This is a genomic window from Streptomyces sp. B21-105, assembly GCF_036898465.1.
In the GTDB taxonomy this organism is placed as follows: domain Bacteria; phylum Actinomycetota; class Actinomycetes; order Streptomycetales; family Streptomycetaceae; genus Streptomyces.
Genome location: NZ_JARUMJ010000001.1, coordinates 8,425,726 through 8,445,320, shown reverse-complemented (window position 1 = coordinate 8,445,320; position 19,595 = coordinate 8,425,726). Strand labels below are relative to the sequence as shown.

The window sequence follows — 19,595 nt, the reverse complement described above, 5'->3', positions numbered from 1 at the left end:
CGGTCAGGGCCGGGCCGGGCCGGCGGACGGTCGCTCTCCTCCACCCGACGAGCGGCGCGCGCCGTGTCAGCAGATGCGCGGCAGTTGCTCCCCCATCGGCAGATCGACGACGCGCGTCCCGCCCAGGCCGGTCCGGGTCACGACCAGGCCGGGATGCTCCTCGACGGCCTCACCGATGATCACGGAGTCCGCGCCCAGCGGATGGGCCCGCATCGCCTCGAGCACGGCGTCGGCGTGCTCGCGCGGGACGAAGGCGACCAGCTTTCCCTCGTTGGCGATGTACAGGGGGTCCAGTCCGAGCACGGCGCAGGCGTTGGCCACGGCGGGCGGGACCGGGACGTCGCGTTCCCGGATGACCACCCCGGCGCCGGAGGCCGCCGCGATCTCGTTGAGCGTGGCGGCGAGGCCGCCCCGGGTGGGGTCGCGCAGGACGTGAAGGTCGGGGGTGACGGCGAGCATGGCGTCGACGAGGCCGCCGAGCGCCGCGCAGTCGCTCTTGATCTCCACGCCGAACTCCAGGCCCTCACGCACGCTCATGATCGCCACCCCGTGGACGCCGATGGCGCCGCTGACGATCACGACATCGCCGGGGACGACCCGCTGCGGACGCAGGTCGACGCCCGCCGGGACGAGACCGATGCCCGCGGTGTTGATGAAGATGCCGTCGCCGTGGCCGGCCTCCACCACCTTGGTGTCGCCGGTGACCACCTCCACTCCGGCGGTGCGCGCGGCCGCGCCCAGCGCCTCGGACACGCGGGTGACCACGTCCAGCTCGACGCCCTCCTCCAGGATGAACCCGCAGGAGAGGTAGGCGGCGCGGGCGCCGCTCATGGCGAGGTCGTTGACGGTGCCGTTGACCGCCAGGTCGCCGATGCTGCCGCCGGGGAAGAACAGCGGCCGCACCACGTAGGAGTCGGTGGAGAACGCCAGCCGGGCGCCGCCGAGCGGGAGGACCGCGGCATCCCCCATCTGGGCGAGCGCCGCGCCCCCGTAGGCCGGCGCGAAGATCTGCTGGACCAGTTCGGCGGACAGGGCTCCGCCGCCGCCGTGGCCCATCACGACCCGCGGCCGGTCACGCAGGGGCGCCGGGCACGTCCACGCCTCGATGTCCAGAGCGGCGGCGGGGACCGCTGCGGGGACGGCGGCGGAGACAGCGGTGGTGTCAGACAACGGGGGTCGCCTCCCTGGCCTTGGCGGCGGGCATGTCGAGCCGCCGGTAGAGGTAGTACGCGGCGCAGGCGCCCTCGCTGGAGACCATGGTGGCTCCCAGGGGGGTGCGCGGGGTGCACACGGTGCCGAAGGCCTCGCACTCGTGCGGCTTGAGCAGTCCCTGGAGCACCTCTCCACTGCGGCACGCGGCGGGTTCCTCGGTGCGGATGCCGTCGACCTGGAAGCGGTGCTCGGCGTCGTGGTCGCGGTACTTCGACGACAGCCGCCAACCGCTGCCGGGGATCACCCCGATGCCGCGCCAGGCACGGTCGGTGACCTCGAAGACGTCCTCCAGCATGGCGCGGGCGGCCGGGTTGCCCTCCGGGCGCACGGCCCGCGCGTAGGCGTTGTCGACGGTGTGCTCACCGCGTTCCAGCTGGCGGACGGCGCGGCGCACGCCTTCGAGGATGTCCAGCGGCTCGAAGCCCGTCACGACGATCGGCACGCGGAAGCGCTCCGCCAGTCCCGGGTACTCCCCCATCCCCATCACGCTGCAGACGTGACCGGCCGCGAGGAAGCCCTGCACACGGCAGCTCGGCGACGACATGATCGCCTCGATGGCCGGTGGCACGCGGACATGGGAGACCAGCATGCTGAAGTTGGCGATGCCCAGCTTCCGCGCCTGATGGACCGTCATGGCGTTCGGGGGCGCCGTCGTCTCGAAGCCGATGCCGAAGAACACGACCTGGCGGTCGGGGTTCTGCCGGGCGATGCGCAGGGCGTCGAGCGGCGAGTAGACGACGCGTACGTCGCCGCCCTCGCTCCGGACCTGGAACAGGTCCCGTCCCGTGCCGGGCACACGCAGCATGTCGCCGAAGGAACAGAAGATCACCTCCGGCCGGGAGGCGATCTCCAGGGCCTTGTCGATGACCTCGAGCGGGGTCACGCACACCGGGCACCCCGGCCCGTGGATCAACTCGAGCTGCTTCGGGAGGAGTTGGTCGATCCCGTGCCGGATGATGCTGTGCGTCTGCCCTCCGCACACCTCCATCAGGGCCCACGGCCTGGTCACCGTGGCGTGGATGTCGTCGAGGAGCCGGCGCGCGAGCTCGGGGTCCTGGAACTCGTCGATGTACTTCACTTCCGCACCTCTTCCACGGCGTCCTCGGCCGCCTCCATCGCAGCCGTCTCCCAGGGGTCGCCGAACTCCTCCTGCAACAGGCCCAGTTCGGCGAAGAGTTCGAGCGTCTGCCGCGCCGACTCCTCGTCCAGGCGTTGCAGGGCGAACCCGACGTGGACGATGGCGTACTCGCCGACCCGGAGGTCGGGCAGGTACTCCAGGCACACCTCCTTGACCACGCCGCCGAAGTCGACGGTGGCCATCCGGGTGCCGTCACGTTCCTCGATGTCCAGCACTTTGCCGGGTACCGCCAGGCACATGAGCCTCTCCTCGCTGTGGGTCGCGCGTTACTCAGTCGGTCGGACGGGAAACGGACCGGGCGGCCACCATCAGCTGGCCCAGCGCCAGGCCGCCGTCGCCCGGCGGCACCAGGCGGTGCCGCAGGACGGTGAAGCCGTCCTCGCACAGGACGGCGGCACAGGCCGAGGAGAGCAGCGTGTTGGCGAACACGCCGCCCGTCAGGGCCACCGTGTCCAGCCCCTGCCGCTCCCTCGCCCGCACGCAGACCCGGTGCACCAGGGCGGTCACGGCCCGGTGGAAGCGCGCCGCGACGACGTCCGGTGCGGCGCCCGCGCGCAGGTCGTCGACGATTCCCGCGAGCACGGGGGTCGGGTCGGCCCGCAGGGCGCCGTCGCGGCCCTCCTCCGCCCCGTGCAGGGCGAAGGCGTACGCGGCGCCGTCCTCGACGGGTGCCTGCACGGCCGCCCCCTCCAGTTCGACGGCGGCCTGCGCCTCGTACCCGGCCCGGTGGCACACCCCGGCGAGCGAGGACACCGCGTCGAAGAGGCGGCCCATGCTGGACGTGGGGACGCAGTTCAGCCCGCGCTCCAACTGACGTGCCAGGAGCGGCAGTTCGTCGGGCGGGCAGGCCGCCGTGCAGGCGAGGTCCGCGGACCAGTCGATCCCGGCCGCCCTCAGATGCGCCAGCGCCATGCGGTACGGGCGGCGCACCGCGGCGTCGCCGCCGGGCAGCGGGACGTACGCCAGGTGCGCGAACCGGGTGAAGCCGTCGTAGTCCGCGAGCAGGAACTCCCCGCCCCACACGGCGCCGTCGTCACCGTGGCCCGTGCCGTCGAAGGCGACGCCGATCACCGCCCGGGCGCCGTCCAGCCCGTGCTCGGCCATGGCGGCGGCGATGTGCGCGTGATGGTGCTGGACGCGTACGACCGGCCGGTGCGCCGCGTTCCGCTCGGCCCACCGGGCGGACCGGTAGCCCGGATGCCGGTCGGACGCCAGGGTCTCGGGCCGCACGCCCGTGATGCCCTGCAACTGCGTCACCGCGCGGCCGAACGCATGCTGCGTGGCGATGTCGTCCATGTCGCCGATGTGGGCCGACAGCCAGGCCCGCCGGCCCGCTCCCAGGCAGAACGCGTTCTTCAGGTCTCCGCCGACGGCGAGGGCCGGCGGCACGGCCAGCGGGAGGGGGACCGGCAGCGGCGCGTACCCCCGGGAGCGGCGGATCACCAGCGGCTCCCCGTCGCAGACGCGGACCACGGAGTCGTCGCACGGCACGTGGATGGGCCGGTCGTGCGTGAGCCAGCCGTCGGCCAGGTGCGCGAGCCGCTCCAGCGCCTCGGCGTCGTCGGTGACGATCGGCTCACCGGACACGTTGCCGCTGGTCATGACGAGCAGCCGGGGACCTTCCGGGTCGCCGGGCAGGCCGAGCAGCAGATGGTGCAGCGGTGTGTACGGCAGCATCACGCCCAGGTCCGGGCTGCCGGGCGCGACGGCCTCGGCGAGGCGCGGGCCCCCGCCGGCGTACGACGGCTGCGGAAGCCGCCTCATCAGGACGACCGGCCTGGCCGGGCCTTCGAGGAGGCTCCGCTCCTCGGGGCCGAGCCGGACGAGGTGACGGACGTCGTCCGCCGCCGCGGCCATGACGGCGAACGGCTTGTCGCCGCGCGCCTTCCGGCGTCGCAGAAGGGCCACCGCCGTCCCGTTCGTGGCGTCGCACGCCAGGTGGTAGCCGCCGAGCCCCTTCACGGCGAGGATCGCGCCCCGCGCCAGCAGGGCGCGCGCCTCGGTGACCGGGTCCGCTCCCGGTGCGCTCCCGGGCCCCGGCTCCGGGTCGAGGACCAACCGCAGCCGCGGCCCGCACGCCGGGCAGGCGACCGGCTGCGCGTGGAATCGGCGGTCGGCGGGGTCGGCGTACTCCCGGGCGCAGTCGGGGCACATCGCGAAGCCGGCCATGGTGGTGTGGGAACGGTCGTAGGGCACGCCGGTGACGATCGTGAAGCGCGGGCCGCAGTGGGTGCAGTTGACGAAGGGGTGGCGGTACCGCCGGTCGGCCGGGTCGGCCAGCTCGGCGAGGCAGTCGGCGCAGGTGGCGGCGTCCGGGGAGACCAGGGTGCGGGCCGGCCCGTCGGTGCGGGAGGCGAGGATGGTGAAGGCGGTGTCGCCGGCGGGCGGCATGTCCCGGTGGTGCACGGACTCGACACGGGCCAGCGGGGGCGCCTGGACGGCGATCCGGTCGCAGAACCGGACCACGGCAAAGGCGGCGCCCTCGATCTCCACGACGACGCCCTCCGGTGTGTTGGTCACGTGCCCGGCCAGAGCGAGTTCGGTGGCGAGGCCGTACAGGTAGGGCCGGAAGCCCACGCCCTGCACCACTCCCCGGACGGTGACCCTGCGGCGCAGTGGAGTGTCCTCGGCGAGCGCGGCCCGGGCCTGCGGACCGCTCACGGGTGGGTGTGGCCCGCGGTGCCGGTGGCCTCCGGGTGCACGGGGGCACGGCCGTCGTGCTCAGGGGCACGACCGGGATGCGCGTGGGCGGGGCCGGGGTGCGTGTGAGTGGGGACGTCGTGCGGGTGCGTGTGGCCGGGATGCGCGTGAGTGTGGGAGTGACCGTCGTGCCCGTGGGAGTGACTGTGGCGCGTGTCGGAGTGACCGTCGTGCTGCGGCGGCCGGGCCATCACGGGTGTGTGGACCGGTGCACCGTCCGCGGCCGCCAGCGCCCGGTCGAGCAGCGCGCCGATCCCCTGCCCCCGGCGTGCCGAGGTCAGGATCACCTCGACTCCCGGGTTGACCTGTGCCACGTTCGCGCGGAACGCGAGCTCGTCGAACTCGACGGCCTCGGCGATGTCGGTCTTCGTGACCACCACCAGGTGGGCGAGGCCGAAGGCGGTGGGGTACTTGAGCGGCTTGTCCTCGCCCTCCGTGACGCTGGCGAGCGTGACCCTCAGGGTCTCCCCCAGGTCGTAGGAGGCCGGGCAGACCAGGTTGCCGACGTTCTCCACGAACAGCAGCCGGGTGTCGTCGGGCAGCCATCCGTCGAGGTGACCGGCGAGCATCCCCGCCTCCAGATGGCACAGTCCGTCGGTGAGCACCTGCTTCACGGGGACGCCCGAACGCGCGAGGCGGACCGCGTCGTTCTCGGTGGCGAGATCGGCGCTGAGCGCCGCGACGGGGAGGGACCGCTCCCGGGCCCGCAGCAGTTCCTGCTCCAGCAGCGCGGTCTTGCCGCTGCCCGGACTGGACAGCAGGTTGACGACGGCCGTCCCGCGGGCAGCGAGGCGGGCGCGCAGTGCGTCGGCGCTCGCGTCGTTCTTCGCGAGTACGGCCTGCCGCAGGTCGACGACACGGCACATGGTTCAGCGCTCCTCAAAGATCGGTTCGCGGGTGGACGCGTGCGGTGGGCCGTCCTCCCAGTGCACGTCGACGATTCTCAGCTCTCGGCCGGCGAGCAGTTCGGTGTGCGTCGCGCCGCACGCGGGGCAGGCCAGCCGGGGCGGCATGCCGACGGCCCATTCATGCGCACAGGGCGTGCAGCGGGCCCGTCCCGGCACCGCTTCGGTGATCAGTTCGGCGCCTTCCAGCAGGGTTCCGGCGCAGGCCAGCTCGAAGGAGAAGGCGAGGGCGTCCGGTACGACGCCGGCCAGTTCGCCCACCTGGAGCCGGACGGATCGCACCGCCGTGACGCCCGCGGACCGGCCGGCGGCCTCGGCCACCTGGTCGACGACGGCGAGCGCGACGGACATCTCGTGCATGGGGTTCCGTTCTTCCGCGGGCTACTGCCTCTGCCGGGCTTCATTAGAGGCGCGCCCGTCCGGGCCGCACGGCCCGGCACGCCGTCACCGGCCTCGCGGGTACGCCGTTCGACGCAACCGAACGGCGCACCGGGTGGCGGCCGAGGGTCACATCCGTCGGATCCGCAGGTAGCGCCTGATGTCGGGATACACCTCGGCGAAGACGGCGACCACGGCGGCCAGGGCCGCTCCGCCGATGACGATCTTCTTCATCCCGTCTCTCCTCATGTCGTTGCCCGCGCGGTCGAAGCCCGCGCGGTCGGTGTCTGTGCGGTCGGTGTCTGTGCGGTAGGGGTCTGCTCCGCGGACGGCTCGCTGTTCCGCAGCAGGTCCTCGATCAGCCGGACGGCCCGCGGTACGGCGTCGGACACCGGTGCGCTCAGGCCGATGCCCTCCTCCACCGAGGCCGGTTCGCAGCCGACCACCAGGACGCGGCGCGGCGGCTCCGTGCCGGTCCCGGCGCAGAGGGCGCCCAGCAGCGCCAGGACGGTGTCGGGGGTCATCCGGTGGCCGTCCATCGCGGCGGCGGGCGAAGGGGTCCCGCCCGCGACGTCGTGTTCGATGACGTACAGGGTGCCCGGAGCCTCACCGCGGGCCGTGGCGTCCACGAGGACGAGGGTGTCGTAGCCGTCCAGCAGCTGGTAGGCGAGGTGCACCCCCCGTACGCCGATGTCCACGACCTCGGTGTGGGCGGGCAGCTCGCGTTCGGCGAGCCGGCGGGCGGTCTCCACGCCGAAGCCGTCGTCGCCGAGGAAGACGTTGCCGATGCCGGCGACGAGGGTCCTGGCGTCCGGCGGTGCCGAGGGCGTCATCCGTCCTCCTCCAGCGGGGTGACTTCGTCGGGCTGGAAGTACAGGAAGCGTCCCTGCTCGCGGCGGATGTCGGCGCCCGGGTCGCCCTCGACCGTGACCGCCAGGTGCACCCCGCCGTCGACGTCGTGCAGGACCGCCTCGACGGTCGCCGTGCGGCCTTGCAGGAAGATGTCCTGCGCGTCGGTGCGCCGCAGCCCCGGTCGCAGCGCGACGCGGCTGCCCTTGCCCACCGGCCGGCCGTCGACGAGCACACGGTCCTGTGCGGGATCGAAGCCGGCCTCGCTCGCGGGGTCCCACCAGGGGGTGTCCGGTCGCGGCACCCCGTACTCGTCGGGGAAGCCCGCATCCGGGACGGCGGGGTCCGCGGTCGCCTGACCCGGGGCGGCGAGGTCCGGGCCGGTGACCTCGCGCAGGCTGCGCACCGCGCCGTGCAGCCGCTCCAGGACCTCGGCCGGCATCGAGTCCGCCAGCTCGATCACCGCGGCCGCCCGCTCGTCGGTGCCGCGCGCCTCCCGTTTCTCCTCGTCGGTGAGAGCGGCGGTGCGCAGCGCGAGGATCTCGTCGATCTCGGTGGCGTCGTAGAGCGCGCCGGGGCTCTCCGGGGCGATGGCCGGATGGTCCTCCAGGATGATCGGCGAGGACAGCACGAGGTCGGCGCGGCCGGGTTCGCCGGCGAGCACGGGCCAGGTGTGCAGGTTGCGGCAGGCGGCGACCGCGCCCTTGGCCCACTCGGGGGGATCGGTCATCGACAGGAACGATCCGGCGCTCAGCGCCATGAGGAGGTGGGTGGCGACCAGGGAGTGCGGCAGGGCCGCGTCCCGGCCGGCGCCGCTGCTCCCGGAGGGCGTCCAGTCACCGGTGTTCTCGACGACGGCGGTCAGCCGCAGGGTCCGGTAGGGGCCGTCGAGCTCACGGGCGGACAGCCGGATCGTCCCGCTGATCTCCTCGCACCGCCGGACCAGCCGGCCCACGGTGCGGCCGGCCGCGTCCAGGACGGGTTCGGCGTCCTCGCGGGCGGGGCGGCTGAAGGGATGTGTGACGCCGTCCCCGAGGAGGTCGTCCACCGGCGCGACCACCTCGACCCGCTCCTCGCTGCCCTCGTCCCAGGGCATCAGCACCCGGTCGTCGAGGCGGAGTTCGGGCACCGTGTCGAAGCCGCCGTCCGGGCGGGTCCGCTGCACGGTGCGCCGTCGGGCGTGCAGGAAGCGCACCTCGACCGAGAGGGTCGCGCCCGCCTTCGGCTCCATCAGGCACTCGGTGTGCTGGAAGTCGTGCTCCTCGCAGTCCGCGCCCCAGCCGGGCGGCACCAGCACCCCGAACTGCCAGCGCAGCCGGTTCTTGGCGGCGGAGGCCCGGTACGGGTAGAGCACATAGCCCTCGAAGAGGACGGCGTCGGCGACCTGCCGGGCGAGGGCGAACCGTTCCTCGGTCTCGGGCGCGAAGGTGGTCACGGTCACGGATCCGTCCTTCCGGTGCTGCCGGTGAGCGCGCGGAACGGATCGCGCGCGGGCGGTGCGAGGACGCCGTCGTCGTCGCCCCGGTCGCCCCGGTCGCCGCCGCGTCCGTCGCCGTCGTCGCCGAGCAGGGCCTTGAGGGTCGCCTCCCAGGAGGTCAGGGCGTGCCGGGAGCGGTAGGCGAGCAGGGCGTCCATGGTGTCGCGCGGCAGCCGGATCCAGCCGCAGCCGGGGAAGTGCTGTTCGACCATCTCCCGCCAGACGGCGACCGGCATCCGGAACGCCGCCTCCCGGTCCCAGGGAACCGGCTCGACCTGGAATCCGCCGTCCCCGGTGAAGGCCGTACCGGAGAACAGCATCAGCAGCGGGACCTCGCCGTCGGTGAGGGCGGTGAGGTAGCGGGTCGCGGCGACGTCCATGTCGTACGTGCAGGGCACGACGAGGTCGGTCTCGATCTCTCCGGTGAAACTCGGGACCATGAGCGCGACCTGGGCGAACTGCACCGGCTGGAGGGTGCTGCCCCAGCGGGAGCGCTCGCCGAAGAGGTCGGACAGTCCGTCGGCCTCGGCCGCCCCGTAGGTCCGGCGGGCGGGTTCGATGCGGATCTGGCAGCGCAGCGCGAGGGCGTGCACGCGTGCGCCGGCCGCGGCGGTGACCCGCAGCCGGAAGACCAGGGTCGGTCCGGCGGCGTACCGGTCGGCGCGCACGCCGGTGCAGGCGAAGGAGAACTCCGTCACGGCCGCACCGCCTCGTCCACGGGGCGGGCGCGGCGCGCGACGTCCGCGAAGAACGCGTCCAGAGCGGCGCGGGCCTCGGCGCCGCCGTCGAAGCCCTGCCACAACAGGCGCATGCGGCCGACGAGTTCGTAGCAGACGTCGATGGGGACGAGGTGGCACACGCAGCTGCCGTTGGTGCGGTGCAGCAGCAGTGCCTCCACATCGGGTTCGAGCAGTGCGGCGAGGCGGCTGCCGCCGAGGACGTCCGTCCAGGTGGCGGGGTCGAGTTCGCTCTCGGTGGCGCCGGCCGGGCTCGGGTAGAGGGCGACCAGCCGGTCGAGTGCCGCGTTGCGGAACAGGAAGGCGACGCCGACCGGGATCTGCAGGGCGTCCCACGCGCTGTCGTCGAGGTGGTGTGCGGGGTCGGCGAGATAGCGGTCAGGGACGGTGCGGAAGCGGCCTGCGGCGGCCCCCGGCTGCTCCATCAGCAGCCCGCAGGGGGCGCAGGCGCAGACGAGGGCGCGTTTCTCGGTGTCGACCAGGTGGCGGTGGTCCGCCGGGACCGTCACGGCGCACAGTTCGCACCGTTCGGGCTGCGGGGTACGTTCGGTGACGAACCTCCGAAGGCCCTGCGTGTGCGTCGCCGGGGACGCCGTCATCGGGCGCCCGTCGGGGCGGTGCCGATCTGCAGGAGCGCGGGCCCCGCGGGCGCGGTCGTCACGTCGACGGCCCTGACCTCCGGTGCGAAGCAGGCGAGGGCGGCCTCCGCGGCCTGCCGGGCGTCCGCGCCGGAGCCGCATCCGCAGCCGCCTGCCTCCTGGGTCCGCAGCGACAGGGTGCCGCTGCCCTCGTCGAAGTCCACGACCTCCAGGGCGTGTTCGCGGACGCTGTCGAGGGCCCGGGCGATACGGGTGTCGCGGTCCTCGGGGTGCAGGTCGTGCAGGACGAGCAGGCTCGCGACGAGTTCGTCGCCGAGCAGCCGCGCCGCCGGACCGTCCGGGGCGGCGGACAGCAGGTGGAGGATGCGGGCGAGTCCGGCGCCGTAGAAGTCCATGAGGGACCGCACGAGTTCCTCCGCTGCCGCGGCGGCGGCCGGATCGCCGCTCGCGGTCAGCCGCTCCAGCACCTCCTCGACACGGCGTCCGGTCTGCTCGGCGTTCACCGGCGTCGCCGCCGTCGCCGCGCTCATCCGCCCAGTCCGCTCAGGCCGGTGGGCACGTGCATCGACTTCACCGTCTTGCCGCCGCCGACGTACATGTGGACGCCGCAGGGCAGACAGGGGTCGAAGCTGCGGACGGCGCGCATGATGTCGATGCCCTTGAAGTTCTCCGGGGTGTTCTCCTCGAAGATGGGCGTGTTCTGCACGGCGTCCTCGTACGGGCCCGGGGTGCCGAAGGTGTCCCTGGTGCTGGCGTTCCAGGGGGTGGGCGGGTACGGGTGGTAGTTGGCGATCTTGCCGTCGCGGATCACCATGTGGTGGGACAGGACGCCTCGGACGGCCTCGGTGAAGCCGACGCCGATGCCCTCGTCGGGGACCTCGAACTTCTCCCAGGTCTGGGTGCGTCCGGCGCGGACCTCCGCCAGGCCCTTCTCCGCGCAGTGCAGGGCGACGGCGGCCGCGTACGCCTGGAAGTAGGTGCGGGCGCGGTTGCGCTCCAGGGCGTTGGACCACTGCGGGATCTTCCACTCGAAGCTGGTCTCCGGCTTGGTCATGGTGCGGGGCAGGTTGATGACCACGCTGTGGCCGGTGGCCTTGACGTAGCCGATGTCGACGAGCCCGGACAGGGCGGTGGACCACAGGCGGGCGATGGGGCCGCCGCCGGTGTCCAGGGCGAGGTGGTCCTTGCCGTCGAACCAGCGGGGCGACATGACCCAGCTGTACTTGTCGTCGAAGTCGCGCTTCTGCGGGGCGGGGATGGTGTGCTGGTTCCACGGGTGGCGCGGGTCCACCGGGTTGCCGAGCGGGTCGCGGGTGACGAACTGCTCCTGGCCCTGCCAGTCCTCGTAGTAGGAGCTGCCCAGCAGGATGCGGATGCCGAGGTTGATCTCGGTGAGGTCGTTGGTGACCAGCTTGCCGTCGACGATGACGCCGGGCGTGACGAACATGCGCCGGCCCCAGTCCGTCATGTTGGCGTAGGTGAAGTCGCAGTGCTCGGGGTCGTTGAGCGCGCCCCAGCAGCCGAGCAGGACCCGGCGGCGGCCGACTTCCTCGTAGCCGGGCAGCGCCTCGTAGAAGAAGTCGAACAGGTCGTCGTGCAGGGGCACGACGCGCTTCATGAACTCCACGTAGCGCATCAGGCGGCTGAGGTAGTCCGTGAAGAGCTGGACGGAGGCGATGGTGCCGACGCCACCGGGGTAGAGCGTGGAGGGGTGCACATGGCGGCCCTCCATCAGGCAGAACATCTCGCGCGTGTAGCGACTGACCTGGAGGGCCTCGCGGTAGAACTCGCCCTCCAGCGGGTTGAGCGAGCGCATGATGTCGGCGATCGTGCGGTAGCCGTGCTCGGCCGCGTGCGGGGCCTCGGTGCGCTCGGCGAGTTCGAGGACGCCGGGGTTGGTCTCGCGGACCATCTTCTCGCAGTAGTCGACCCCGACCAGGTTCTCCTGGAAGATGTTGTGGTCGAACATGTACTCCGCGGACTCGCCGAGGTTGATGATCCACTCGGCGAGGTGCGGGGGTTTCACGCCGTACGCCATGTTCTGCGCGTACACCGAGCAGGTGGCGTGGTTGTCCCCGCAGATCCCGCAGATGCGGCTGGTGATGAAGTGGGCGTCGCGGGGGTCCTTGCCGCGCATGAAGACGCTGTAGCCACGGAAGACCGACGAGGTGCTGTAGCACTCGGCGACCCGTTTCTGTTTGAAGTCGATCTTCGTGTGGATGCCCAGGCTGCCCACGATCCGGGTGATCGGGTCCCAGGCCATCTCCACCAGGCCGGTGCCGTCGCCGGCCGCCTTCGTCTTCGGTGCCATCTGTGTGCCGTGCCCTTCGTTGCGCGGGAGGTACGGGGGGTGGGGGGTGCACGAAGCGGGGAGCGGACTACCTGCGGCCGCCGCTCACCACGGGGGTCGGTATCCGGTGGTGATCCGGTCTCCGGTGCGGCGCCACTTGGGCTCCTTGTCGACGGTCCTGGCGGTGATCGACCGCAGGGTGCGAACGACGGCGCCGTACGCCCCGCTGGCGCCGCTGGACACCTTGGCGCCGGGCGGCTCGTCCATGAACGGCATGAACTTGTCGGGGAAGCCCGGCATCGTGCAGGCGATGCAGATGCCGCCCACGTTGGGGCAGCCGCCGATGCCGTTCATCCAGCCGCGCTTGGGCACGTTGCACTTGACGACCGGGCCCCAGCAGCCGAGCTTGACCAGGCACGTCGGGGAGTCGTACGACAGCGCGAACTGGCCCTGCTCGTAGTAGCCCGCGCGGTCGCAGCCCTCGTGCACGGTGGCCCCGAACAGCCAGGTGGGGCGCAGCTTGTCGTCCAGCGGGATCATCGGGGCGGAGCCGGCCGCCTGGTAGAGCAGGTAGGTGAGCGTCTCGGAGAAGTTGTCGGGCTGGATCGGACAGCCCGGGACGCACACGATGGGGATGCCCGCGTGGGACTTCCAGTCCCAGCCGAGGTAGTCCGGCACGCCCATGGCGCCGGTCGGGTTGCCGGCCATGGCGTGGATGCCGCCGTAGGTGGCGCAGGTGCCGATGGCGACGACCGCCAGGGCCTTCGGGGCGAGCCGGTCGATCCACTCGCTGGTGGTGATCGGCTGGCCGGTCTCCGGGTTGTCGCCGAAGCCGCACCAGTAGCCCTCGGGTTTGATCGCCTCGTTGGGGATGGAGCCCTCGACGACCAGGACGAACGGGTCGATCTCGCCCCGCTCCCCCTTGAAGAACCACTCGATGAACGTGTCCGAGCCGCCGATCGGGCCGCACTCGAAGTCGATGAGCGGCCAGTGGACGGCGATCTTCGGGAGACCCGGCAGTACGCCGAGCACGATCTCCTCGATGCTGGGTTGCATGGCGGCCGTCAGCGCGACCGAGTCGCCGTCGCAGCTCAGCCCCGCGTTGATCCAGAGGATGTGGATCGTGGGTGTCTCGTCGGCGGGCGCGCCGTCCGCGTCCGCAGCGCCGACCGTGCCCGGCGTCGCCTCAGTCATGGGACCGCCTCCTGGGGAGGTAAGGGATGAAGGCCTGCATATCGGCCGTCGTCTTCTTCGTATCAGCCGGTCGGCTCCGACGGGACGCCAGCGTGGGCCGTTCCGGTGACGTCTGCGGCAGTGGGGAGGGGAGCCGTCGGCGCAACCGCGGCGGCGGCGAGGTGCGGCGGGGTGCGGGACGGCCGCTCCTTGTGGACGAACGAGCGGCGCAGGGCGTGGTAGGAGGCGTCCGGGTCGTCGAAGGTGCGGCGCATCCGGGCCAGCTCCCGCTCCCGGAATCCGGCCAGCGGGGTGGTGGCCTCCAGCCGGTCCAGTGCCGTCTTCTTCGCGGTGATCCGGGCCGCCGTCGCCGGGAGCGCCGCCAGGCGGGCCGCCAGAGCGCCGGCCTCCCGCGCGAAGGCGTCCGGGCCGCAGTCGACCACTCGGTCGGCCAGCCCGAGGCGCAGTGCGCTCGCCGAGCTCACCGGCAGGGCCTCGCTCATGAGCCGGTCGGCCGTCGCGGGCCCCACCCTGCGCGGAAGGGTGTACGTCCAGTACTCCGATCCGTACAGGCCCATCAGCCGGTAGTGGGGGTTCAGCACCGCGCCCGAGCGGCACCACAGCTCGTCGGCGGCGAGGGCCAGCATCACCCCGCCCGCGGCGGCGTTGCCCGCGACCGCCGCGACGACCAGCCGGTCCGTCGTCGTCAGGACCGCCTCGACCAGGTCGTCGATGGCGTTGATGTTCGCCCAGGACTCGGCCGCGGGGTCGGCCGCGGCCTCGATGACGTTGAGGTGGATCCCGTTGGAGAAGAAGTCCCGTTCGCCGCCCAGCACCAGCACGGACGTGGGCCGGGTGCACGCTTCGCGGTAGGCGTCCAGCAGGCGTCGGCACTGCTCGGTGCTCATGGCTCCGCCGGGGAACGCCCACGACAGGAAGCCGACGTCGCCGTTCTCCCGGTAGCGGATGTCGGTCCAGGTGCCGAGGCCCTCGTCGGGCAGCACGGGCAGCGCCGGCAGGGGGTGCTCGGGCAGCGGCGGCAGCCGGTCGCCCAGCGCCCGGACGGCCGGCAGCCTGAACGTGGGGGGCTGTCCGGGCTCGCGCCGGGGCCGCAGTTCTGGGATCCACACGGCGCCGTCCCGGGTGGCCCGGCAGACCGCTTGGGACCGGGTGGCCAGCAGCTCGCCCGGGCGGCCGCGCAGCACGGTCTCGGGGTGGCCGCCGTGCAGGTACCACTCGCCGCCGAGCAGGGTGTCCAGCACCCCGGGCTGGGAGTCCGCCGCTCTGAGCCTGCGCAGGACGTCCTCGGTGGAGTCAGCGGCCCAGTCGATCCGCCGGACGCTCTGGTCGAGGTAGGGACGGGTGCCCGGGTGTTCCCCGTCCGCCGTGCCGGACGGGGAACGCGTGCCACGGCAGCTTCCGTCCGCCGTGCTGGACGCGGGCTGCCGGCGCGGTACGTACGTCCCTTCGGCGAAGCGCTGCACCGCGATCATGAGAGCCGTCAGCGCGGCGTCGGCGATCTCGCCCCGGTACAGCTCGCTCTTGGACACCGGCGGGACCCGGCACGGCACAAAGGCCCACACGTCACCGGCGTCCATCTCCCGGTCGGCCTGCAGAACGGTGACGCCCCACCGGTCGGCGCCCTCGTGGATCGCCCAGTCCAGGGAGGACGGACCGCGGTCGCCCACCGGCCCCGGATGGACGACGAGGCAGGTGTACGCCGCCCACACCTCCTCCGGGATCGCCGTCTTCAGCATCGGCGCCACGACGAGCCGGGGTGCGTGCCGCCGCACGGCTTCCGGCAGCGGACTGCCGGGCAGCGCCAGTTCCACGGCCACGGTGTGGCCCCGGTCGCGCAGTTCGGCGTGGACTCGCTGGGTGAGACTGTTGAACGCGCTGGCAAGGAGCAGGATGTGCACAGCTGCCTCCGGGCGGGAGAACGGCAGGCAGGGATGTCCGCCGACCGCGATCCTCGGCCAGGGCGGGTCCGCCGTCCCCGGCGACAGACGGTGGGGTCACCCGAAAGTCGGCACCGATCCGCCGTCCGGCCTCCCACGGCCGGGGACGGTGAGCGCACCGCCGGTCAGACCGGCCGTCGTGCGCGGTCAGCGTCGGCGCAGGCCGCTGGTGATGCGCTCCCACGGGGAACGGGTGGCGCCGAAGTGGGTCTCGTGCGTCCAGATGTGGGTGCAGGACCGGCACTGCAGGTGGAGCAGGCTGCCGACGTTGGAGAGCAGATAACGCCAGTGCTCGGAGCAGGTGCGCCCCTGCCCGCAGACGGCGCAGCCCCGGCGGTCGTCGCAGTTCGGGCAGGGCACCCAGGCGCGACGCCCGACGTCGGCCTGCGGGTCAAGCGGCAGCATGGCCGCCCCCTCGGTGCGGGAGGACACCGGCCGCGACCAGCTCGTCGTACATCCGCTGCTGTTCCGGGCTGAGGCCCGAGTAGAGCAGCTCGTACGCCGCTTCCTCGCCGCGCAGCGCGGCGAGGGGGTCCCAGTCGGGTCCGAGGGCGTCCAGGACATGGGCGCGGCGGAGCATTTCGTGGGAGCTCAGGTCGATGTCCAGGCCGACCAGGGCGGACGCGCCGGGCCGGTCCGCGGCAGGCCCGCGCGTCTCGGCGGGTTCGTCGGGTTCGGCGGGGAAGGCGTCGCCATGGGAGGACATGCGACCGAACGTAGGTAAGCGTTCCGCGCCCCGGCAAGAGCAGGTGGGAGAAGTCACAGCGGGCGCCCCGGCCGGATGCGCACCGACGAGGGCCGGCCCGCCCCGTCCCTTCGGGCGGACCGCCGGTCGCCCGCGCAGGCGTCAGGGCGCGCACACCGCGCCGCCCCCGCAGGGGCCCGCGCCGGCGCGCGCCGTGGTGGGGCGCAGGGGGACGCCGTTGTTCCGCAGCACGTCGCGGACGTGCAGGATCAGCGGGAACACCTCCTGGTTGCGGTCCTCGCCCTGCTCGTCCCAGGCCCGCTGCTCGGCCTCGACGGCCATCCGGTCCTCCGCGAAGACGCGTTCGGTGAACCGCCGGATGAACGGCCAGGCGGCATGAAGGGCCCCCGGGACCGGCGGCTTCGCGATCATGAGCAGTCCGAAGGTGTGGTTGACGCGCTGTTCGGTGTCCTGCGGCACGTAGGCCGCCCACAGGGAGAACGCCGGCAGCTCGGCCTTCTCCGGGACCGCTCGCAGCGTCTGGTACGGGTACTGGGTGCGGACGGTGACGACGTCGGGCGACGAACCGCCGCTCATGCCCTCGGCGGACAGCAGACCCGCGCCCCGGTCCTTCCTGCCGCCCGCGGGGACGAACAGGTACCGCGCCTCCACGAAGTCGGGACCCGTGTCGAATCCCAGCAGCCGGGGCTGGATCCGGCCGAGGACGCCCCGGTGCAGGAACTGGTGGTTCATGTCGAGCAGGTTCTCGTGCATGAACGAGTAGTGGCATCGCACGGTGCGCGAGAACGTCATGGTCCGGTGCCGGGCCGAACCGAACTCGGGCAGGTCGGGCAGCGGCGTCGCGGCGGCCTTCTCGGGATCGCCGGGAAAGACGAAGACGAGTCCGTAGGCCTCCCGGACCGGATAGGCGCGCACACCCCGCGGCGGCCGGTCCACCCCTTTGGGCAGATACGGGATCTGCGAGATGCGGCCGTTCCCGCGGTAGGCCCAGGCGTGATAGCAGCAGCGCAGCGCCTCGCCCTCCACCACGCCCATGCTCAGCGGCACCTGCCGGTGGGCGCAACGGTCCTCCAGGGCGAAGACCGTGCCGGCCTCACCGCGGTACAGGGCGATCCGCTCCCCCGCGAACCGGGCGGCGAACGTCTTCTTCCGCGGCACGCTCCGGGACACGGCGACCGGATACCAGAAGTCCGGGTCGATCCCGCGGCGGCGGAGGTCGGGGACCGCGCCGTTGTGGTGCTCGGGCGACGGGTACGGGCCGCTCGCGGCTTCAGTCTCGATGGCCATGTCCCTTTCCTTGTCCGGCGCCGTTGCGGCTCCCCGTCCGTCCGGGACGGCCCGTGACCGGCGCTCGGAGGCCATACGTCCCACTCGGGCGCCGGGGCTTCACGGCCCCCGCGGGCCACCACCCGGACGGCCGAGCGTGGCATCGACCTGACCCGCCCGTTGCTCGTCGTGGACATCGGCGGCCACCCGACCGAGGTCACGCTCCTCACCGACGGTGCGGTGACCGCGGGGGCGGGCGGGGACGGACCACGGGGACCGGCGGGACGGACCACGGGGACCGGCGGGACGGACCGCGGGGGCGGGCGGGACGGACCGCGGGGGCGGGCGGGACCGGACCGCTGCCGCCCCCGCGGTCCGTCCCGCCCCCCCCACCCGCCTCGCCTCGCCTCGCCTTCAGTACAGGGCCCGCAGCAGGCTGCCCACGAGGCGGCCTGCCATCGCCCCGAGCGTGCGGGCCACGGCGACGGTGAAGCGGCTCGTCCACGTGCGGAACGACGCCTCGCCGGCGCGGCGGATCTCGGCCAGGTCCTGCGCCTGCTGGGCCAGAACCCGTGCCAGCAGTGCGGCGACCCGGATGATCTCCCGTACGGCCCCCTCCACCTCGTGTGCCTCGAACCGGCGCCCGCAGGCGCAGTGGAAGCGCGTCTCCCACACGCCCCAGGTCCGCCGGCAGCCCGTGCACCGCACCCGGGACTGATCGGGATCGACGTCCAGACCGCCCTCGTCGCCCGCTCCCCGCCCCTTCGCCGGGCAGTCGCGATGGCGGCTGACGGCCCAGGAGCGGGAGCAAGCCGGGCATGCGGGAAAGGCGAACTCGACCCATGTCATGGTTTTCTGACCTCCCGTCAGCCTGTCGGGGTGCGCGGGATCCGGCGCGCCCTGTGCAACTCGTTCCGGTAGGCCTGTTTGCCCGCCGCCACGGCGTTGGCCGCGATCGAGGCCAGGTCACCGAGGAGGGCGTGGACCCGGGCCAGCGAGATGCCGGCGGCGGTCGCGAGCCGGTCGGCCACGCTGCCCAGCCAGACCCGGAAGGAGACCTCCGACAACCGGTCGATCTCCCGCAGGTTCTCCTCCTGTTCCCGAATGACCACGCGCAGGGCTTGCACCAGCGCGTCGAGGTCCTTGCCCTGCCCGGGCTCGGCGTTCATCGGCCGTCCCCCCGTTCCACACGCCGGACGAACTCCTCGAACCGGGCCCGGTCGGCGTGCAGTTCCCGCCACTGGGCGTCCGAGAGACCGTTCAGCGCGTCGGCGACGGACCGCGGCGGGCGGGGTCCCGGCTGCTCACGCGTGTCCTGCGGCGTCTGCGGCGGGGCGGGCGGTCGCGGATCGGCCACCGGGATCTCGGCCAGGGTTGTCGCCGTGGCGGCCCTCAGCAGCTTGCCGTCCACCAGGGCGGTGAAGTCCGCGAGGTCCATCCGCTGTTCCAGGACCCACCGGCGCTCTTCGGGCACCGCGTACATCATCTCCTTGAACAGGGCCGTCAGGTTGTAGAACTGGCGCGCCGCGTACGACACCGCACGCCCCCGCCAGGCCGGCAGAACCCGGGTGATGCTCGCCGTGAACTCCGCTTCCCGCTCCCGCAGCGCGGCACGTTGGAGCTCCGAGGGCAGGTTCGCGCGGGTGTTCCAGTCGTGCGGGCCGATCTCGTCGGCTTTGTTGAGTCCGAAGACCAGCCTGCCGACGAGTTCCGGGCGGGGTCCGAAGAGGTCGGCCAGCGCCTGCTGGACGAGGTGCATCATGCGGTCCTCTGCCGGGTGGATCCACACGACGGCGTCCGCGGTGGGCAGGATCTTGCGGTAGAGGTCCAGGTAGGGGCGGTAGTTGGCGACGTCGTCGCCGAGGCCCGGCATGTCGACGACCTCGAGGGTGCCGTTGCTCCCGCTGACTTCCCGTACCGGGATCGTCCAGGCGCGGTCGGTGGTCGCCTTGCTGTGGCCCACCTCCTGCCCGGCGTTGAACAGCGCGTTGACGGTCGTGGACTTGCCGACCCCGGCTTCCCCGATGAGGACCAGCCGGGGCGGCGCCTCACTGCCGAGTGCCTCCTCGTATCCTTGGAGAATCGTCGCCTTCTGCGCGGGTGAGAGACCGTCGGCCTGCTCGACCGACGTGGTGAACCGCCGCAGGCGGTCGCGGATGGATCCGGACATGGCCGTCCCCTCGTGAGGACCGGAGCCCCGTGCCCCA

21 protein-coding genes are annotated in these 19,595 nt (G+C 73.0%); all 21 read right to left on the bottom strand.

The genetic code is table 11. The annotated features are described in order from the left end of the window. Positions 1-66: 66 nt before the first annotated feature. Positions 67-1,170, bottom strand: coding sequence for a hydrogenase expression/formation protein HypE (hypE, locus tag QA802_RS37790; RefSeq protein ID WP_334532639.1), 1,104 nt, complete (start codon positions 1,168-1,170; stop codon positions 67-69). Next, positions 1,163-2,290, bottom strand: a complete 1,128-nt coding sequence (gene hypD, locus QA802_RS37785) for a hydrogenase formation protein HypD (protein ID WP_334532636.1) — start codon at positions 2,288-2,290, stop codon at positions 1,163-1,165. Before hypD ends, hypE begins: the two co-directional genes overlap by 8 nt. Next, a complete protein-coding gene (locus QA802_RS37780) occupies positions 2,287-2,589 on the bottom strand; it encodes a HypC/HybG/HupF family hydrogenase formation chaperone (RefSeq protein ID WP_334532633.1) in 303 nt (100 codons plus the stop codon). The genes hypD and QA802_RS37780 overlap by 4 nt, the downstream gene beginning before the upstream one ends. A 31-nt stretch (positions 2,590-2,620) precedes the next feature. Further along, entirely contained in the window at positions 2,621-5,011 is a 2,391-nt protein-coding gene (hypF, locus tag QA802_RS37775) for a carbamoyltransferase HypF (RefSeq protein ID WP_334532631.1), read from the bottom strand. Further along, the gene (hypB, locus tag QA802_RS37770) at positions 5,008-5,916 is read right to left on the bottom strand and encodes a hydrogenase nickel incorporation protein HypB (protein ID WP_334532628.1); all 909 of its coding nucleotides are present in this window, start codon (positions 5,914-5,916) and stop codon (positions 5,008-5,010) included. Before hypB ends, hypF begins: the two co-directional genes overlap by 4 nt. Before the next feature lie 3 nt (positions 5,917-5,919). Further along, on the bottom strand, positions 5,920-6,315 hold the full coding sequence (locus QA802_RS37765; RefSeq protein WP_334532625.1) for a hydrogenase maturation nickel metallochaperone HypA/HybF: 396 nt from the start codon (positions 6,313-6,315) through the stop codon (positions 5,920-5,922). Between the two features lie 147 nt (positions 6,316-6,462). Beyond that, a complete protein-coding gene (locus tag QA802_RS41805; RefSeq protein ID WP_416070905.1) occupies positions 6,463-6,567 on the bottom strand; it encodes a DUF6893 family small protein in 105 nt (34 codons plus the stop codon). An 11-nt stretch (positions 6,568-6,578) separates the two neighbouring features. After that, positions 6,579-7,166, bottom strand: a complete 588-nt coding sequence (locus QA802_RS37760) for a hydrogenase maturation protease (protein ID WP_334532622.1) — start codon at positions 7,164-7,166, stop codon at positions 6,579-6,581. Beyond that, on the bottom strand, positions 7,163-8,623 hold the full coding sequence (locus QA802_RS37755; RefSeq protein WP_334532619.1) for a hypothetical protein: 1,461 nt from the start codon (positions 8,621-8,623) through the stop codon (positions 7,163-7,165). The genes QA802_RS37760 and QA802_RS37755 overlap by 4 nt, the downstream gene beginning before the upstream one ends. Beyond that, positions 8,620-9,357, bottom strand: a complete 738-nt coding sequence (locus QA802_RS37750; RefSeq protein ID WP_334532616.1) for a DUF6084 family protein — start codon at positions 9,355-9,357, stop codon at positions 8,620-8,622. Before QA802_RS37750 ends, QA802_RS37755 begins: the two co-directional genes overlap by 4 nt. Next, on the bottom strand, positions 9,354-9,995 hold the full coding sequence (locus QA802_RS37745) for a DUF5947 family protein (protein WP_334532614.1): 642 nt from the start codon (positions 9,993-9,995) through the stop codon (positions 9,354-9,356). The genes QA802_RS37750 and QA802_RS37745 overlap by 4 nt, the downstream gene beginning before the upstream one ends. Then, on the bottom strand, positions 9,992-10,525 hold the full coding sequence (locus QA802_RS37740; protein WP_334532611.1) for a NifU-related iron-sulfur-binding protein: 534 nt from the start codon (positions 10,523-10,525) through the stop codon (positions 9,992-9,994). The genes QA802_RS37745 and QA802_RS37740 overlap by 4 nt, the downstream gene beginning before the upstream one ends. Next, positions 10,522-12,306 (bottom strand): nickel-dependent hydrogenase large subunit, encoded by a 1,785-nt coding sequence (locus QA802_RS37735; protein WP_334532608.1) that lies wholly within the window; start codon positions 12,304-12,306, stop codon positions 10,522-10,524. The genes QA802_RS37740 and QA802_RS37735 overlap by 4 nt, the downstream gene beginning before the upstream one ends. 84 nt (positions 12,307-12,390) lie before the next feature. Continuing rightward, entirely contained in the window at positions 12,391-13,479 is a 1,089-nt protein-coding gene (locus QA802_RS37730) for an NADH-quinone oxidoreductase subunit B family protein (protein WP_307048279.1), read from the bottom strand. A 62-nt stretch (positions 13,480-13,541) separates the two neighbouring features. Then, entirely contained in the window at positions 13,542-15,377 is a 1,836-nt protein-coding gene (locus QA802_RS37725) for an enoyl-CoA hydratase-related protein (RefSeq protein WP_334532601.1), read from the bottom strand. 186 nt (positions 15,378-15,563) lie between these two features. Then, on the bottom strand, positions 15,564-15,821 hold the full coding sequence (locus tag QA802_RS37720) for a hypothetical protein (protein ID WP_334532598.1): 258 nt from the start codon (positions 15,819-15,821) through the stop codon (positions 15,564-15,566). Beyond that, positions 15,808-16,122, bottom strand: coding sequence for a DUF6400 family protein (locus QA802_RS37715; RefSeq protein WP_334532595.1), 315 nt, complete (start codon positions 16,120-16,122; stop codon positions 15,808-15,810). Before QA802_RS37715 ends, QA802_RS37720 begins: the two co-directional genes overlap by 14 nt. Positions 16,123-16,263: 141 nt before the next feature. After that, positions 16,264-17,409: a Rieske 2Fe-2S domain-containing protein gene (locus QA802_RS37710; protein WP_334532592.1), complete on the bottom strand. Its 1,146-nt coding sequence runs from the start codon at positions 17,407-17,409 to the stop codon at positions 16,264-16,266. A 393-nt stretch (positions 17,410-17,802) separates the two neighbouring features. Beyond that, positions 17,803-18,237: a hypothetical protein gene (locus QA802_RS37705; RefSeq protein ID WP_334532589.1), complete on the bottom strand. Its 435-nt coding sequence runs from the start codon at positions 18,235-18,237 to the stop codon at positions 17,803-17,805. Between the two features lie 17 nt (positions 18,238-18,254). Next, on the bottom strand, positions 18,255-18,557 hold the full coding sequence (locus QA802_RS37700; protein WP_334532586.1) for a hypothetical protein: 303 nt from the start codon (positions 18,555-18,557) through the stop codon (positions 18,255-18,257). Further along, a complete protein-coding gene (locus QA802_RS37695; protein WP_334532583.1) occupies positions 18,554-19,558 on the bottom strand; it encodes a GTPase family protein in 1,005 nt (334 codons plus the stop codon). Before QA802_RS37695 ends, QA802_RS37700 begins: the two co-directional genes overlap by 4 nt. Positions 19,559-19,595 lie beyond the last annotated feature (37 nt).